Origin of the sequence: Snodgrassella sp. CFCC 13594 (assembly GCF_001590725.1) — a bacterium.
Lineage (GTDB): Bacteria > Pseudomonadota > Gammaproteobacteria > Burkholderiales > Neisseriaceae > Snodgrassella.
Map to the genome: position 1 here is coordinate 1 of NZ_LQXR01000025.1, position 16,106 is coordinate 16,106.

The following is a 16,106-nucleotide window of genomic DNA, read 5'->3' on the forward strand; positions in this document are numbered from 1 at the left end:
GTATTCGTTGATGGACAATGGACGATGACAGCAGAATCGGAAGCACAAAAAGCATCTGAAGAAGCATCAGCAAAACAGCAACAAATCATCGAACTGCTTAATAAAGCGGCTCAAAAAATCAGCGAATATCAAGATTTGATTGATTTTGCCGATTCTGAAGAAGAAACGGCTACAGGTGAGGCTGGGTACAAAGCGTGGCGTCAATACAGAGCAGCATTATTGAAGTATCAGAAAGGCTTGATTACAGATAAGCCAACCGCCCCCGAATAATAGACATAAATAATGGAAAGACGGCGACGTGCCGATACGGGCACACCGCACGTTCCCTATATTAGGAGTTAGCGATGCTAAAAATAGTGCATGTCGTCATTTGTGCGGCATTTGTACTTGCGGGCTGTGACGAACAGCCAAGCGCAGGGACATTACAACAGCGAGAGGCGCAGACGATAACAATCGGAAAAAATGACAGGTTTACAGTCAAGCGTATTCAAATTATTAATGATGGCATGGCTTACAACGGTGAGCGCGGTATTTATCTTTTAAGTGATAAAAAAACCGGCAATGAATATGTTGGCATTTCCGGAATTGGGATCAGCGAACTGGGTAGCCATTCACAATCAAGGCCAAAAGGAGTAAGTACAGTTTCTGACGAACGATAGTAAGACGGCGACGTGGCCAGTGCGTGAACACTAACCACGCCCCTCAGCAGATACAGCCTGCATTGGAAAGCCGCCACCTGTACAGGCAGGCGGATTCATGCTTGGTTTTACTATTGATAACGAAACAAAAATGATACATAATCCATTTAACACTACAAACTTGAATGGATAAAGAAATGGATGTGGATTTTAATCAGGTAAAAATTGATGTTATAGATTCCTTAGGTGGGCGAGATGGTGCATTTGAAATTCAAGAATCTTTGGAAACTGATTATGAAAAATTTATAGGTAATTATGAAGCTAGTTATGATTGTGATAGTCGTAAAATTGCTAGTAATACACTTGGGCAAAACATTCAAAATCAATTGAAAATATCAGTTTTAGAATTTTTTAAATCTCGAAAATTAAGTTACAAGATATTTCAAAACTCGACAGGAAATTATAGTTATCCTGTAGCTATTCAGGATAAATTAGTCATAAGTTTTGCCGTTAATCAAAATACAAATTGGCAAAACTGTGAATATTTTAAGAATCTAGCAGTGTCGTATAACGAATGGTTAAACCCAGTAATAGAAGATATGTTTAGCCCACCCCTTGAACAAGCTAGAGGAAAGCTTTTTTGCATACTGGTAGCAAATATTTTTGATAAAAAATTGATCGGGCTAGAAATAATTATTCCGACTTCTGAAGATTTGAAATACGCTGTTTGTAAGTTTTCTTTGGTTGAAGCAATAGAGGCTTATGACTTAAGTGTTGGTAATAAATTTAAACCGAGAAAAAATGTTGCATACAAAAAGCCAAAATTAAAAAAGAAAAATAATGGTTAAAGGCTTAATTTTAATGAGGTTAGTACTATGAAAGTTGGAATTACAGATTTCATACCTGAAAAACTAAGAATTGCGAGAGAGATAAGAGGTTACAATCAAACCCAATTAGAAGCAATATCCGAAGTATCAAAAGCTACTATTTCAAAATGGGAAAATGGCGAGCAGTCTCCAAGCTTTGCTAATCTTGAAAAAGTAAGTTCTGCTTTAAATTTTCCAATGGGATGGTTTATCGACTCAGAGGAGATTCAAGACAACGCAGCCTATTTTTTTCGAACACTTAAGCGTAGTACTCCAGTATTTCGCAATATAGCGAAAAGTAAGCTTTTGGTGGCCTCCATCATAAAAGAAAAGCTTGATAACTGGCTAGAATTCACCCCATTAGATATTCCGACCGACATTTATGTAGAAAATTATAATACGCTTTCTAGCCAAGATATTGAAAATATTGCGAATCAATGTAGAGAATATTGGCAATTGGGATTAGCTCCTATATCAAACATGATTGAACTATTAGAGTCTATTGGTGTGGTTGTAGTAAAAGATAATTTGGGAAGCAGTGACATAGATGGTGTTTCAAATTGGTTTCAAAATACCCCTTACGTCTTTTTGGCTGCAGACAAAGAAAATACTCCGAGGAGCAGGTTTGATGCTGCTCATGAATTAGCTCACATAATTCTACATCGGAATATCCCTAATAATGAGTATGATTATACAGTTCCAAATTTAAAGAAGAATGAGAAAGAGCGCCTTAGAAAAAACTACGATTTAATTGAAAAACAAGCACACTTATTTGCGTCAGCTTTTTTGATGCCGGCCGAAAGCATTTCATACCATCTTACATACCCTTCTTTGGAAAAGTTATTGGTCTTAAAAAGAAAGTGGAAAGTTTCAGTTATGGCACTAATTATGCGGGCAGGTTCATTAAAATTAATTAGTGATGATAAGAAAGCACAACTTTTTAAAAACTACTCCGCCCGTGGATGGAGGACTAAAGGAGAACCGTTAGATGAGGTTTTTTTGCCCGAGTATCCTCAACTTTTTTCAGATGCTATTGATGTCTTGGTTTCCGAGGGAGGCTTATCTGTGGACGGATTAAAAGATATTTTTAACTTGTCTAATCAGGATATTTCAAGCCTCTGTAATTTGCCTCAAGGTTTCTTTGAAAAAAAATCAAAAATCATCCGCTTCAGAAAATAGAAAAATAATATTTTTAATGTAATTAAATGCCTACTGGAATATTCAGTGGGTCGTTTGATTTTTATAATTTAGAAATTAATTCATGGCACAAATAGCCTATTTTTAAACAGGCTATTTGTGCCATGAATCCTGCAAAATTATAAACTGCGGCTATGACATAAAAAATGCAAATCTGTGACAAAACTGCCGCCGACTTACACTTAGTGCGCCAACTTTCCATCATTTCATTTCACAGACTGGTATTGCAGGATAGTACTTTTGCTAAAGTTGGCAGCTGGCTGCAATTTGATTGAGCTCGGTTTCTAAGAACCATTGTCTCGTTCATTTAAGCAAAATAACCATACCCTGAGTATACAAGCATTGGCATTTAAGTATGTGCTCCTTATATAAAACGTGCACATTCATTATGGCGTTTTAAAAGGCATTGGGGCCCAGGTCATTAAACCTTGTTTGATTAGAAGCGATAACACCCAGTCGCAGCGGGATATTAGAGCAGATCATCCCACTGCGATGATTCAATGAATGACATTGGATCAATTGATTAGTCAATTTTCGGATGTTTGTCGGCCAAGTGTTGCCGTTTTTCTTGAAGAGACTCAATTTGCTGGTCTATGTTTTCGATGCGTTCTTCCAAATTATCATGGTATTCAACCAATAATTCTTTTGCTTCCGCTTTATCACTGGCCATGGGTAGCCCGCCCGTTAATGGTTTATTGGCCACTTCTTTAATGGTGCAAGCAACAATCACGCCGAGTATCCCAAATACCATCAGGTAAACAGCAGGAATATATAAAATCCCTGTGTATTCAACCAAGGCTGAAGTGATTGGTGGCGTCAAACCGGCAATAATGATTGAGATGTTAAAGGCCGTGGCTAAACCACCATACCGAATAGCTGTTGGAAACAAAGCGGGCAGTGTAGATGCCATGACACCCAGCATGGCATTTAAAGATAAGGCCATAATCAGTAGTCCAACAAAAATAGAAATAACGTTGTCTGAGGCAATTAAATAGAAGGCTGGTATAGACAAAAAGACAAATGACAAGCTACCCATAAAAATAAAAGGTTTTCTGCCGACTTTATCACTGAGCCATCCAACAACGGGTTGGACAAACAACATCCCTATCATCACTGCCAATATAATCAATACGCCATGAGAGGCATCGTAGCCGAGATTATGGGTGAAATAACTGGGTAAATAAGTCAGAATCATGTAGTAAGGCACATTGGTTGCCACCACCAATCCCACACAAATCAATAGACTGCGTTTATGCGATTTAAAAATACTGGCAAAACCATTTTCTTTTTTTGTGGTGCTGTTTTGTTGCGATTCGTTGTGTGCTTCAAAGACGGGCGTTTCATCCAAATGTTTGCGTAAATAAAGCCCAATAATGCCCAAAGGCAGTGCGATAAAGAATGGGATGCGCCATCCCCACTCTAAAAAGGCATTGGTTCCAGTTTGTGAATGAATGAATTCAACCAAGCCTGCGCCCAACACAAAACCCAGAATGGAACCGAAATCCAGCCAGCTACCCATAAATCCACGGCGCCGGTCAGGTGAATATTCGGCTACAAAAATTGCCGCGCCGGCATATTCGCCGCCCACAGAAATGCCTTGTAGAATTTTGAGTACCAGCAAAGTGATGGGAGCCCACACGCCTATTGAGCTGTATGCAGGAATTAATCCAATGGCGGCAGTGCTTAAACTCATCAAAATGATAGTGGTGGATAATATTTTTTGGCGGCCATATTTGTCACCCAATAGGCCAAACATAATTCCGCCGATTGGACGAAAAATAAAAGGAACTGAAAAAGTAGCCAGTGCGGCTATCATTTGAATACTGGGAGATGCATCAGGGAAAAAGACTTTGCCTAGGGCCCAAGCTACATAGCCATAAACACCAAAATCAAACCACTCAATCGTATTGCCAAAGGCTGCCGCCGTAATGGCTTTTTTTGTTTTTGATGAATCAATTATTGTAATATCATTAATTTGTACGGGATTATTTGCATTTAAATCTGCTTTAATATCAGACATCAAACCTCCTACTGGCTGTTGAACATGTATGCTTATTGTGTTTTGTATAAATAAATTAATTTATACAAACACAATAAGTCAATTAACATGTTATTGCCTTTACTTCTGAAAATCAAATTTAATTCTGGTTAAATGTATTTCTAATTGCGCATTTATTTCAATATTTGAATTTATATTGCCAAGTATTAATTAATTTATTTATAAAATATTTATCAATAAAATTGGTAAATATAAAATAATAAGCGGTATTGCTATTGATGAATCACCTTTAAATTTTCGGTGATTGGGGCGTTTGAGATTTTTATTTATATTGGCTGGTTAACTTATTTTTGATGATGTTGCTTGTATTTACGATGGCCTTATTCTATTTTCAGCAATTTCGGCATCTTGATGGGGGTGGTCACGCAATCATGTTACTTGGGCTTTGCAATCTGCATTTTATGGACGCAAAAACAGCTGTAGATTTTGATTTCTGGAATAACAAAATGTCACAATGTGTTCAAGAAAAGGGATTCAGCTCGTCAGGAATCAATCAGTAGGCAATATATTGCCGCAGTGTGGGGCTAAATCGGGGTGAGCTAAAACAGCCTTGAGCTGCGTTGTAGCGGTATATGCCAATATTGCGCACAGGATTGGGTTCGCATATACGTGTTTCAGGCAGACTTTTGGGCTGCCTGAAATCAAATGAGCGATTAATTTAAAAATTAAAACACAAATTTAGAAGGAGTGGGTGTTGCTGCGCTGTGTAGCGACGGAGCTACGGTTTCAAATAGCACTGTTTCATGAAAGGCATTGTTTTGTCGCACAAATAATTTGGCCAACATCACGGGTGCATCACCAATGATGGCCACCAAGCGCCCATTTTCTGGCAATTGGTCTAAAAGTGCTTGTGGCAAAACGGGAATGGAGCCGCCTACATAAACGGCACTGAACGGTGCATCAGACTTTACGCCAACCAAACCATCGCCGGTGTGATAATGAATGTTGGTGTAACCCAAGTCGCCTAATACAAATGCGGCTTGCTTTTGCTGCTCTGAGTCGATGTCGAATGTGGTGACTTGGCCTGCGAGTTTAGCCAAAATGGCGGTGGCATAACCTGACCCTGTGCCCACCTCCAATACATGATCACCTAAATTTAAATCTAAGCCTTGTATCAGACGAGCGGCCACTTTCGGTTCTAACATTTTGCCACCATTGGCCAAAGTCAATGTTTGGTCGGTATAGGCAATGCCTTGTTGTTGTGGCAAGACAAATCGTTCACGGGGGATTTCGCCCAAAACATCCAGTAAGTCAAAATTCAAAACGTCCCAAGGGCGAATTTGTTGTTCAACCATGTTGAAACGAGCGGTATTGAAATCCATGTCTGCTCCGAGTTATTTGGCTTATGCCGTCAATGCGGCTTGTGGTGTCTATTGCGCTTGTTTTGTAGGGCGCATGCAAAAATTGCATCAATTATAGAGTGTTTTGTGGCTGGACAATAGGGGTAGGTAGCATAGTTGTTATGGGAATTGAAATGCGTTACCCGTCTATTCTCACTGCGTGCTCTCGAAACATGACGCCAGAAAAATGGGTATTTCAGGCAACCAATACAAGGTTTACATTTCTTTGTTAGATTTTTAAATAGTTTGTTTTAATGGCACGTAGCCAGTCTCATGCTGGGCTTGGTTGAATTTACATTGTAAAAATACACAGCAATCTTGGGGTTTGGGCGATGGCGGTATTTGCGATTATCAGGAGCCCTTGCTAGGGTAAAGCCATGGACGGTGATAAGCTGGCATCCAGCCAGATCATTTCAAATCACCATTCGTTTAATGAACACAACAAAGGAGCTCAGCATGAATTGGGAACAAATTAGTGGTCAATGGCAGCAATTACAAGGCAAAGCACGCGAGCAATGGGGTAAATTGACCGATGATGATTTGCATGTGATTGCCGGTAAACGCGATCAACTTTTGGGTAAAGTGAAAGAGCGCTATGGGTATACCAAGGAACAAGCTGAAGAAGCCGTGCGTGAATGGGAAAGTAAACACGGTCTAAAATAGGCATTGAAGTTTGTTCAGCTTCTGTTTACCTAATAAACAAGGCTGCCTGAACATTCAGGCAGCCTTGTTTTTATTATTGCTCATGACTGTGTGCAATGGCGTAAACATGATGAAGAGAGTGGCATGTTTCGTCAGAACCACGCCTCAGCCTGAGGTGCTGCACCATGTTTGCATCGCTTGATGGAGAAGACGCATCAGGAAGTGAAGAGAAATCAGTATTTGGTCTCGCCGACAGGAATCGAACCTGTATTACACGCTTAGGAGGCATGTGTTCTATCCGTTGAACTACGGCGAGGTGGATGAGCTAATCAATTTTGGCTAAAGCAAGGGCTCATTATTTTATTTCTAAGCCAACCTCGCCACGGATTGCACAGCCAAATCGTGCATGGCTTGAGTGGTGTCATTGTCGGGTAAATCAGCCAAGCTCGCAATGGCACGGTCGACTGCTTGCTGCGCTTGTTGTGTGCAGTAGGCTAAGGCATCTGATTGCACCACATGGTCGTGGATTTTGTTGAAATAATTGCGATCGGCGTGTTCCAAAGCGTAGCGCACATCAGCAGCTGCTTCTGCGTTGCCCTGATTCATGAGGTAAATCAATGGTAGGGTGGGTTTGCCCTCAGCCAAATCATCGCCCACGTTTTTGCCAATTTGCTCAACGTCTCCAGAATAGTCCAAAATATCATCAATAATTTGAAACGCAGTGCCTACGTGCATACCGTAATTCTTCAATGCCAGTTCTTGTTGCGCATTGGCGCCCGCCAGAATGGCACCCACTTGTGCGGCAGCTTCAAACAATTTGGCGGTTTTGTATTGGATGACCTGCAAATAATCGGCTTCGGTGATGTCGATATTGCCGATGTTCATCAATTGCATCACTTCGCCTTCAGCAATGATGTTGGTGGCTTCGGCCATCACGCCCAAAATGTTCAGGCTGCCTGAACCCACCATCAACTGAAATGCGCGGGTATATAAAAAGTCACCCACCAAAACAGCTGCCGCATTGCCAAAAATATTGTTGGCGGTTTTGCGACCACGACGTAAATCACTTTCATCGACCACGTCATCATGCAATAAGGTGGAGGTATGAATAAATTCCACCATGGCAGCTAAGGAATAGAGTGGGTCTTGGTGATACCCCAGTGCTTTACCAGCCAAGATGGTGATGATGGGGCGCAACCGCTTGCCGCCGGCGCTGATGATGTATTGTCCGATTTGTGAAATCAAGGCCACTTCTGATGCCACGGCACGATTGATTACGACGTTTACTTTGCCCAAATCTTCTGGCAAGTGTTGTTGGAAATAAGGCAGATTGTCGAGCATGGGTGGTTTTCTGCAAAGACGGTGCCGCAAGCGGCCGCGTGCTGTTGTTGTGTCAAATAGAGACGATTATAACAGTATTGTTTTTGTGCTGCAGAAACGCTGATGTGGTGTGGGTGGTGTTGCTGCTAGCCTGATGCTTGTTTTTACATTCAATTTTTGACAAAAAACGCAATAGTCTATAAAATCGCGGATTCCACAATTTGATTGTGGGTGTTTAATCCAAATATCCTTATGGAGTTGAGTATGTACGCGGTCATAAAAACCGGCGGCAAACAATACAAAGTTGCTGTTGGCGAAAAATTGAAAGTAGAACAGATACCAGCCGAACTCGACAGCCAAATCGAACTGAATGAAGTTTTGATGATTGCTGACGGCGAAGCGGTGAAAGTGGGTGCGCCTTTTATCGAAGGTGCGAAAGTAACCGCTAAAGTGGTTGCCCATGGTCGTCATGACAAGGTGCGTATTTTTAAAATGCGCCGTCGTAAACATTACCAAAAACGCCAAGGCCATCGCCAAAATTTCACTCAAATTGAAATTGTGGCAATCGCCTAAATTGTTGAAGGAGTAAAAACATGGCACACAAAAAAGCTGGCGGTAGCTCTCGCAATGGTCGCGATTCTGAAGCCAAACGGTTGGGCGTAAAAGCCTACGGTAATGAACTGATTCCGGCTGGTTCTATTATTGTTCGCCAACGTGGTACCCGCTTTCATGCTGGTGACAACGTAGGCATGGGCAAGGACCACACGCTGTTTGCAAAAGTAGATGGTTACGTGGAATTTCGAATCAAAGGTGCGTTGAACCGCAAAACCGTGAATGTACGCCCGTACACCGGTGCTGACGAATAATTCGTTTACCAATATTGAATGGCCCTGTCGCTTTCGGCAGGGCTTTTTTGTGGATGGGCTGAGGGATGATGGCTTATCCTTTATAATGTGTTCATTATTTCGACATAATCATGTCTTTTCAGGCCGCCTAAGCGTTGTTTGGGCTGCCTGAAAAGACATGAAAGATGCAGACAGGTAAACAAATGAAGTTTATTGATGAAGCCAAAATTGAGGTGGTGGGTGGTCGCGGCGGCAATGGTGCAGCGAGCTTCCGGCGCGAAAAATTTGTGCCCAGAGGCGGCCCGGATGGTGGTGATGGTGGCCGGGGCGGCAGTGTGTGGGCCGTAGCCGATGAAAATACCAATACTTTGGTGGAGTATCGATTTGTGAAGCGGTACCAAGCCAAAAATGGTGAAAAAGGTCATGGTGCAGACCGCTATGGCCGTGGTGCAGATGACATTGAGTTGCGTATGCCGATTGGTACCGTGATTCGGGATGTCGATACCGATGAGGTGGTGGCTGATTTAACCCATCATGGTCAGCGTGTGTGCGTGGCCAAAGGTGGCAAGGGTGGTTTGGGCAACATCCATTTTAAATCGTCTGTGAATCGAGCGCCCAAACAGGCAACGCCGGGTGAAGAAGGCGAAATGCGCACGTTGATGTTGGAATTGAAGGTATTGGCTGATGTGGGTTTATTGGGCATGCCCAATGCTGGGAAATCAACGCTCATCAGTGCGGTTTCGGCTGCGCGGCCCAAAGTGGCGGATTACCCGTTTACCACTTTATATCCCAGTTTGGGGGTGGTGCGTTCGGATGAGAATCACAGCTTTGTGATGGCGGACATTCCAGGATTAATTGAAGGCGCTGCTGAAGGGGCGGGTTTGGGTCATCGCTTTTTGAAGCATTTGGCACGGACGGGCTTGCTGTTGCATGTGGTGGATTTGGCACCATTTGATGAGGGTGTTGATCCTGCTGCGGAGGCGCTGGCGATTACCCAGGAATTACATCAGTTTGACCCAGCTTTGTATGAGAAGCCGCGTTGGTTGGTATTGAACAAAATTGATATGTTGCCTGAAGAAGAGCGGGCAGCTAAAGTGGCTCAATTCTTGGTCGATATTGGCTGGGATGTGGCGAAGCCCGATGATGAATTTACTTTTGATGTTAGTACACCGCGTGTATTTGAGATCAGCGCGCTCACGCGCCAAGGTACGCAGGAATTGGTGCAGGCGATACAGCGCTATTTGGATGTGAAACGTGCAGAGGCAGAGCAAGCTGCGCCAGAAAATACAGATGAAATCAACGCTACCCATACCGACACTGATATTTTGAAGCCAGAATGAGTGGGATGGGAATGCATTCATAAGGAGATGAGCGATGAAATTCAAACAGGTTTGCTTATTGGCAGGAACGTTGGTTGCAGGGGCTTGTGCCTTGCCCAATCCACATGATGGCCGCAATGACTCTGTTGTTCCCGCTCAAGTTTTGCCCGTAGCGGATGACCATAATAGTGCCAATTCACTGGATTGGTCGGGTATATATCAGGGCGTTTTGCCATGCGCTGATTGTGCCGGTATCCGCACCACGCTCACGTTGAATGACAATTTAACCTATACCTTGGTGCAGCAGTATTTGGGCAGCAAAGTGGAGGACAAAGCGCAAGGCACATTTGTTTGGGATGGCGAAGGCCAAAAAGTCATCTTGGATGCAGAGGGTGACTCACGTCAATTTTTTGTGGGCGAAGGCTTTGTACAGCAATATTATGTGGATGGTACTGCACCAACAGGTTCTTTGGCTGCGGCTTATGTCATGAAAAAAATAAAATAGACCATCTATCTATTCGTTCACGTTAAAAATGGCGGGTAACCACCCAGGCTGCTTGAATTGATTCAGGCAGCCTTTTTTGGCGCTTAGTATTTATTTAAGTAATAAAAATCATTATTATTACTACTTTTTAGGGTGGTCACTAATGTCTGCATTGAGCACAGAGACCTTGCAAAATCAGGTTACGACTTTGTTGACGCGGCCGGGTTTGATATTGGCAACCACGGGCACACAGGGCGCAGCTCAGGCAAGCTATGCCCCTTTTATTTTTGTGGCCGAAGAAGGCGCTTTATTTGTTTTGCTGTCGGGCTTGGCACCGCATACGCAAAGTTTGCAACGCACTGGCGTAGCTGATGTTTTGCTGCTGCAGGAAGAGGCGCAAGTACGCAACGTTTTTGCACGGGCGCGTTTGAGTTATGCGGTTACAGTGCAGCCAGTAGCCAGTGATGAGGCTCTGCATGATGTAGTGTTAACCGCCATGAAAGCCAAACTGGGGGCGACTGTAGACGTATTACGCCAATTGCCGGATTTTGTGTTGTTTCGTTTGCAGCCTCAACAGGGCCGCTTGATCTTGGGATTTGGGCAGGCTTATGAATTTACACCAGGTCGACTGGGCCAAGCAGTGTGGCTGGGTGTGGATAAGCCAGTGGGCGTGGGTTAACTGAAATTCAAGCAGCCGTTATGAAGCGGCTTGGGTCAGCATCAGTAAATTACCGTACAATAGCGCTTTTGCACATTGGGTGGGTTGTCATGTGGAAGTGGCCGAAGCGGTTTTGGGTGATTGTACGCACGGTATACGCATTTGGGCTATTAAGCGTGGCGGCGGCGCACATTCGGCCGTTGTGGTTGCGACAGTTGCTGGTACATCTGCCTGCAGGTCAGCGACATGCAGAATTACCGCCCGCGGCGCGGCTGCGATTGGCACTGGAAAGCTTGGGGCCGATTTTTGTGAAATTTGGCCAGGTATTGTCTACCCGCCTGATTTGATTCCTGCTGATTATGCACGTGAACTGACGAAATTGCAGGATGATGTCCCGCCTTTTGATGGGAAAGTGGCTGTGGCGCAAATAGAAGCTGGTTTGGGTCAACCTATCGATGTGTTGTATGCCCGCTTCAACCCAGTGCCGGTGGCCAGTGCTTCGGTGGCTCAGGTGCATGAGGCTTATTTGTTTGATGATCAGGGTGGTGTGGGTCAAAAAGTAGCGGTGAAGGTCTTGCGCCCAGATATCCAGCGGGTTATCGATCAGGATTTGGCATTGATGCGTGTGGGCGCACGTTGGGTAGAGTGGTTGTTTGCCGATGGCAAGCGTTTGAAACCGCGTGAAGTGGTGGCCGAGTTTGACAAATACTTGCACGATGAACTGGATTTAATGAAAGAAGCGGCCAATGCCAGTTTGCTGGGTCGCCAATTTGCCCATAGCGCCATGTTGATTGTGCCTGCGGTTTATTATGATTATTGCGCACGCCATGTGCTTACCCTGGCGTGGATGGATGGCACACCAGTTGCCGACATTGCTGCGTTGCGTGCTCAAGGTATTGATTTGCCGCGATTGGCGCGCTATGGGGTGGAAATCTTTTTTACCCAAGTTTTTCAGAATGGTTTTTTTCACGCGGATATGCACCCAGGCAACATCATGGTGGCCGATGACGGGCGCTATATTGCCCTCGATTTCGGTATCGTAGGTACACTCACAGATTACGATAAGCGCTATCTGGCCATCAATTTTTTGGCTTTTTTTAATCGTGACTATCATCGGGTAGCCACGGCCCACATTGAATCGGGGTGGGTGCCTGCGGATACACGCGCGGAAGAACTGGAAGCCGCTGTGCGGGCAGTGTGTGAACCCATCTTTAATAAGCCGCTATCGCAGATTTCGTTTGGCTTGGTGTTGATGCGTTTGTTTGAAACCAGCCGCCGTTTTAATGTGGAAATTCAGCCTCAGCTGGTGTTGCTGCAAAAAACTTTGCTCAATATCGAGGGATTGGGGCGGCAACTCGACCCTGATTTGGATTTGTGGGCTACCGCTAAGCCGTTTTTGGTACGTTGGATGCATGATCAGATTGGCGTGAAGGCATTGTGGCGCAATATTCAGCAGGAGGCGCCAGATTGGGCGCAAATACTGCCTGGTCTGCCGCGTAAGCTCAGCATGTTGGTGGATGAAAAACGCCAGCAGGAAATGCGTGATGCATACATACATTTGGTGCAAACGCAGCAACGTCAGAATTTTTGGTTGGCGCTGATTGCGCTGGTGTTGCTGGGTATTTTGTTGTTGAAATAAGTCTTTCTTCGGTGTGATTTGACAGTATTTCCATCCTTTCATATAGTATCTAGGCTGGTGTATTTATTCAGTTTTCTGTTGCCTTTAAAACCGCTTTTTTGTTGAAGGAGCAAATGATGGCCGAATTTGAATTGCACAAAAATGATGCTGGGCAGTTTCATTTCAGTTTAAAGAGTGAAGGACACACATTGCTCAGCAGTGAGCAATATACGACCAAGGCGTCGGCTTTGAATGGCATTGAGTCGGTACGCAAAAATGCGGTGGAAAACAAGCGCTATATCATGGCTACTGCCAAATCGGGTAAGCCGTATTTCAATCTCACTGCGTCGAATGGCCAAATCATTGGCACCAGTGTGATGCATGCCGATGAAGCTGCCTGCCGAATGGCTCAGACCAAAACGGCAGCGCTGGCACCATCGGCAGGCATTATTGAAGAATCTTAATGAAGTTTTGGTATTGGTTTCAGGCAGCTTGAATCGGTTATTTGGGCTGCCTGAAAATGTTGGTTGCATGGGCGGGCCTTCTCATAGTTGGGTTATAATGGCCGCCTTAATTGGCCTGAATTGATTTTTTGAAGGAGTGTGCTTTGGCGCGTTTTTATCCCCATCCCGTGATTGCCATTGAAGGCTGGCCGTTCATCATCGGTAGCGTCATCATCAGTGTGTTGGCGACGCTTTTTGCTGGCTGGTGGTCTTTGCCGTTGTGGTTGCTGACAGCATTTGTGGTGCAGTTTTTTCGCGATCCTGCGCGAGAAATTCCCAATGACCCGCAGGCAATATTGAGCCCAGCGGATGGACGCATTGTGGTGGTGGAAAAAACCACAGACCCTTATCGTGCGGTGCCGGCTCTAAAAATCAGTGTGTTTATGAATGTATTTAATGTGCATTCCAACCGCAGCCCCATCGACGGGGTAGTGGAGCGCGTGGATTATTTTAAGGGCAGTTTTTTAAATGCAGCTGTCGATAAAGCCAGTGTGCAAAATGAACGTAATGCTGTTTTGGCAGTTACCCGCAGTGGCCGACCGGTCACGTTTGTGCAGGTAGCGGGCTTGGTGGCGCGGCGTATTTTGTGTTATGTACGGGCGGAAGACAGCCTGCGTCGTGGCGAGCGTTATGGTTTTATCCGCTTTGGTTCGCGCGTGGATGTGTATCTACCGGAAGACGCTACGCCATTGGTGGCCATTGGTGATAAAGTTTCTGCCAGCAGCACGGTTTTGGCGAGCTTACCGTTGAGTGCGCCCATAGCGGAACCGAATCCTGCCAATGTGGATGGGCAAAATACAGCAATAGTGGTAGGACAAGCCGCTGATCAAGCACATGCGGCTGCTCAGCAGGTATTGCAACAGCCATAAAACAAAAAATACCGGCAGGCTGTTTGTGCTGATGTAGCCAAGCAGCCTGATTTACATTGCTGGAGAGTTATGACCAAGCCCAATCACCTAAGTCCTACTGATGATACGCGCCACCCACCTGAGCGCGTATTACTGGTGGGAGTAATGCTCGCCGAGGCATATAGCGGCCCTGCGGAAGTGCGGCAGCGGCTGTTTCAGGCAGCCTTGGATGAAGCGTGTGATTTGGTGTCTGCCAGCGGCGGTGAAATCGCGGACGTGGTTCGTTGTCAACGAGACAGACCGCACAGCGCTTTGTTTGTGGGCACAGGCAAGGCAGAAGAATTGGCGGCCACGGTAGCGCAAGACGGAATCGATTTGGTGGTGTTTAATCATGCCCTCTCGCCCACGCAAGAGCGCAATTTGGAAAAAACCATGCAATGCCGGGTATTGGATCGGGTGGGGTTGATTCTGGCTATTTTTGCACAACGAGCGCAAAGCCAAGAGGGTAAACTGCAGGTTGAATTGGCACAACTAACCCATTTGGCCAGCCGATTGGTGCGGGGTTATGGCCATTTGCAAAGCCAAAAAGGGGGGATCGGCCTCAAAGGGCCGGGCGAAACACAGCTAGAAACCGACCGACGCCTAATTGGGCGTAAGATAGCCGCTTTGAAAAAGCAATTGCAACAAGTGCAAAAGCAACGCGCTACTCGTCGCAAAGGTCGCGAAAACAGCCGCATGAAAACCTTTGCATTGGTGGGCTATACCAATGCCGGAAAGTCGAGCTTATTTAACCGCTTGACCAAGGCAGAAGTGATGGCCAAAGATCAATTGTTTGCCACGCTAGATACCACGGCACGGCGGTTGTATTTGAACCCGCAAGCCAGCGTTTTGGTAACCGATACTGTGGGATTTGTACGTGATTTACCCCACACGCTGGTTTCGGCGTTTTCAGCCACTTTGGAAGAAACCGCTTTGGCCGATGGGTTGCTGCATGTTGTGGACGTAAGCCATCCTGAATATGAGCGGCAAATGGATGACGTTAATACCGTGTTGGCCGACATTCAGGCAGCCAAAGTGCCGCAATTGGTCATTTTCAATAAAATCGACAGGTTGCCTGAAAGCGAACAACATCCCGGATTGTTGCGCGATGGACAAGGACGAATATATGCCGTTCGCGTTTCGGTGGCTACTGGCGCTGGCTTGGCCGATTTGCGCTTGGCCTTGGCTGAATGGGCTACATGAATCAGAGGCCATAGAAAAGCAGGTGTGCCGATTGGCCACGCCGTGATGAATGGCATCATACAGACACAAAAGACAAAACCATGACAGACGATCAATACACTTCTTCCGCAGATATCCCTAAACCACCATTGCGCGGTCGATTGAGGGACAACAGCATTTACTTATTGCCCAATGCTTTTACTTTGGCCGCTTTGTTTGCCGCATTTTTCGCGATTACCCAATCCATGCATGGCCGTTACGAAACCGCTGCGATTGCGGTTTTCATTTCCATGTTGCTGGATGGTATGGATGGCCGTGTGGCGCGCTGGACCAACAGCCAAAGCGCATTTGGTGAGCAGCTCGATAGTTTGGCGGATATGGTGAGTTTTGGTGTAGCCCCAGCCTTGATTGCGTACAAATGGCAGCTGTTTCAATTTGGCAAAATCGGCTATTCCGTGGCATTTATTTACTGTGCTTGTGCCGCATTGCGCCTGGCACTTTTTAATACGCTGATTGGTAAGGTCAGCAAAAAATGGTTTATCGGCATT

General features: G+C 45.2%; 17 protein-coding genes, 1 tRNA gene and 1 pseudogene. 15 read left to right on the plus strand and 4 right to left on the minus strand.

The features are described from left to right. The 4 genes from A2F46_RS10755 to A2F46_RS10770 all read left to right on the plus strand — a co-directional run. Positions 1–270 (plus strand): hypothetical protein (locus tag A2F46_RS10755; RefSeq protein ID WP_231867783.1); only part of this gene is annotated, 270 nt, incomplete at its 5' end. Between the two features lie 74 nt (positions 271–344). Continuing rightward, the gene (locus A2F46_RS10760) at positions 345–659 is read left to right on the plus strand and encodes a hypothetical protein (RefSeq protein ID WP_066570348.1); all 315 of its coding nucleotides are present in this window, start codon (positions 345–347) and stop codon (positions 657–659) included. A gap of 176 nt (positions 660–835) precedes the next feature. Continuing rightward, positions 836–1,486: a hypothetical protein gene (locus A2F46_RS10765; RefSeq protein ID WP_156471631.1), complete on the plus strand. Its 651-nt coding sequence runs from the start codon at positions 836–838 to the stop codon at positions 1,484–1,486. Positions 1,487–1,513: 27 nt separating this feature from the next. Next, the gene (locus A2F46_RS10770; protein WP_066570352.1) at positions 1,514–2,683 is read left to right on the plus strand and encodes an ImmA/IrrE family metallo-endopeptidase; all 1,170 of its coding nucleotides are present in this window, start codon (positions 1,514–1,516) and stop codon (positions 2,681–2,683) included. Positions 2,684–3,224: 541 nt separating this feature from the next. Here the strand turns inward: A2F46_RS10770 and proP are convergent. Together proP and A2F46_RS10785 are read right to left on the minus strand one after the other, a co-directional pair. Further along, a complete protein-coding gene (gene proP, locus A2F46_RS10775) occupies positions 3,225–4,721 on the minus strand; it encodes a glycine betaine/L-proline transporter ProP (protein ID WP_066570353.1) in 1,497 nt (498 codons plus the stop codon). A 704-nt stretch (positions 4,722–5,425) separates the two neighbouring features. After that, complete coding sequence (locus tag A2F46_RS10785) at positions 5,426–6,082, minus strand: protein-L-isoaspartate O-methyltransferase (RefSeq protein ID WP_066570355.1); 657 nt, start codon at positions 6,080–6,082, stop codon at positions 5,426–5,428. A gap of 474 nt (positions 6,083–6,556) precedes the next feature. Between A2F46_RS10785 and A2F46_RS10790 the strand changes: the two genes are divergently transcribed. After that, positions 6,557–6,763 carry a CsbD family protein gene (locus tag A2F46_RS10790; protein ID WP_066570357.1) on the plus strand — a complete coding sequence of 69 codons (207 nt, stop codon included), beginning with the start codon at positions 6,557–6,559 and terminating at the stop codon, positions 6,761–6,763. Positions 6,764–6,983: 220 nt separating this feature from the next. On the opposite strand, the gene A2F46_RS10795 is transcribed toward A2F46_RS10790, so the two are convergent. Together A2F46_RS10795 and A2F46_RS10800 are read right to left on the minus strand one after the other, a co-directional pair. After that, positions 6,984–7,058: transfer RNA gene (locus tag A2F46_RS10795), tRNA-Arg, on the minus strand. 50 nt (positions 7,059–7,108) lie between these two features. Next, positions 7,109–8,083, minus strand: coding sequence for a polyprenyl synthetase family protein (locus A2F46_RS10800; RefSeq protein WP_066570360.1), 975 nt, complete (start codon positions 8,081–8,083; stop codon positions 7,109–7,111). A 243-nt stretch (positions 8,084–8,326) separates the two neighbouring features. Between A2F46_RS10800 and rplU the strand changes: the two genes are divergently transcribed. The 10 genes and pseudogenes from rplU to pssA form a co-directional block, all read left to right on the plus strand. Then, the gene (gene rplU, locus A2F46_RS10805) at positions 8,327–8,635 is read left to right on the plus strand and encodes a 50S ribosomal protein L21 (RefSeq protein WP_156471632.1); all 309 of its coding nucleotides are present in this window, start codon (positions 8,327–8,329) and stop codon (positions 8,633–8,635) included. A gap of 20 nt (positions 8,636–8,655) precedes the next feature. Further along, entirely contained in the window at positions 8,656–8,928 is a 273-nt protein-coding gene (gene rpmA / locus A2F46_RS10810; RefSeq protein ID WP_066570369.1) for a 50S ribosomal protein L27, read from the plus strand. Positions 8,929–9,110: 182 nt separating this feature from the next. Further along, positions 9,111–10,247, plus strand: coding sequence for a GTPase ObgE (gene obgE / locus A2F46_RS10815; protein WP_066570380.1), 1,137 nt, complete (start codon positions 9,111–9,113; stop codon positions 10,245–10,247). Positions 10,248–10,281: 34 nt separating this feature from the next. Next, the gene (locus tag A2F46_RS10820) at positions 10,282–10,731 is read left to right on the plus strand and encodes a copper resistance protein NlpE (protein WP_066570370.1); all 450 of its coding nucleotides are present in this window, start codon (positions 10,282–10,284) and stop codon (positions 10,729–10,731) included. Positions 10,732–10,873: 142 nt separating this feature from the next. Then, positions 10,874–11,389 carry a hypothetical protein gene (locus A2F46_RS10825; RefSeq protein ID WP_066570372.1) on the plus strand — a complete coding sequence of 172 codons (516 nt, stop codon included), beginning with the start codon at positions 10,874–10,876 and terminating at the stop codon, positions 11,387–11,389. 89 nt (positions 11,390–11,478) lie between these two features. After that, positions 11,479–13,007: pseudogene (gene ubiB, locus A2F46_RS10830) on the plus strand (ubiquinone biosynthesis regulatory protein kinase UbiB). 113 nt (positions 13,008–13,120) lie between these two features. Next, positions 13,121–13,450: a YegP family protein gene (locus tag A2F46_RS10835; protein WP_066570375.1), complete on the plus strand. Its 330-nt coding sequence runs from the start codon at positions 13,121–13,123 to the stop codon at positions 13,448–13,450. Positions 13,451–13,593: 143 nt separating this feature from the next. Continuing rightward, positions 13,594–14,358 (plus strand): phosphatidylserine decarboxylase, encoded by a 765-nt coding sequence (locus A2F46_RS10840; protein WP_066570376.1) that lies wholly within the window; start codon positions 13,594–13,596, stop codon positions 14,356–14,358. A gap of 69 nt (positions 14,359–14,427) precedes the next feature. Then, the gene (hflX, locus tag A2F46_RS10845; protein WP_066570378.1) at positions 14,428–15,579 is read left to right on the plus strand and encodes a GTPase HflX; all 1,152 of its coding nucleotides are present in this window, start codon (positions 14,428–14,430) and stop codon (positions 15,577–15,579) included. Positions 15,580–15,659: 80 nt separating this feature from the next. Beyond that, positions 15,660–16,106 (plus strand): CDP-diacylglycerol--serine O-phosphatidyltransferase (gene pssA / locus A2F46_RS10850; RefSeq protein ID WP_082783673.1); only part of this gene is annotated, 447 nt, incomplete at its 3' end.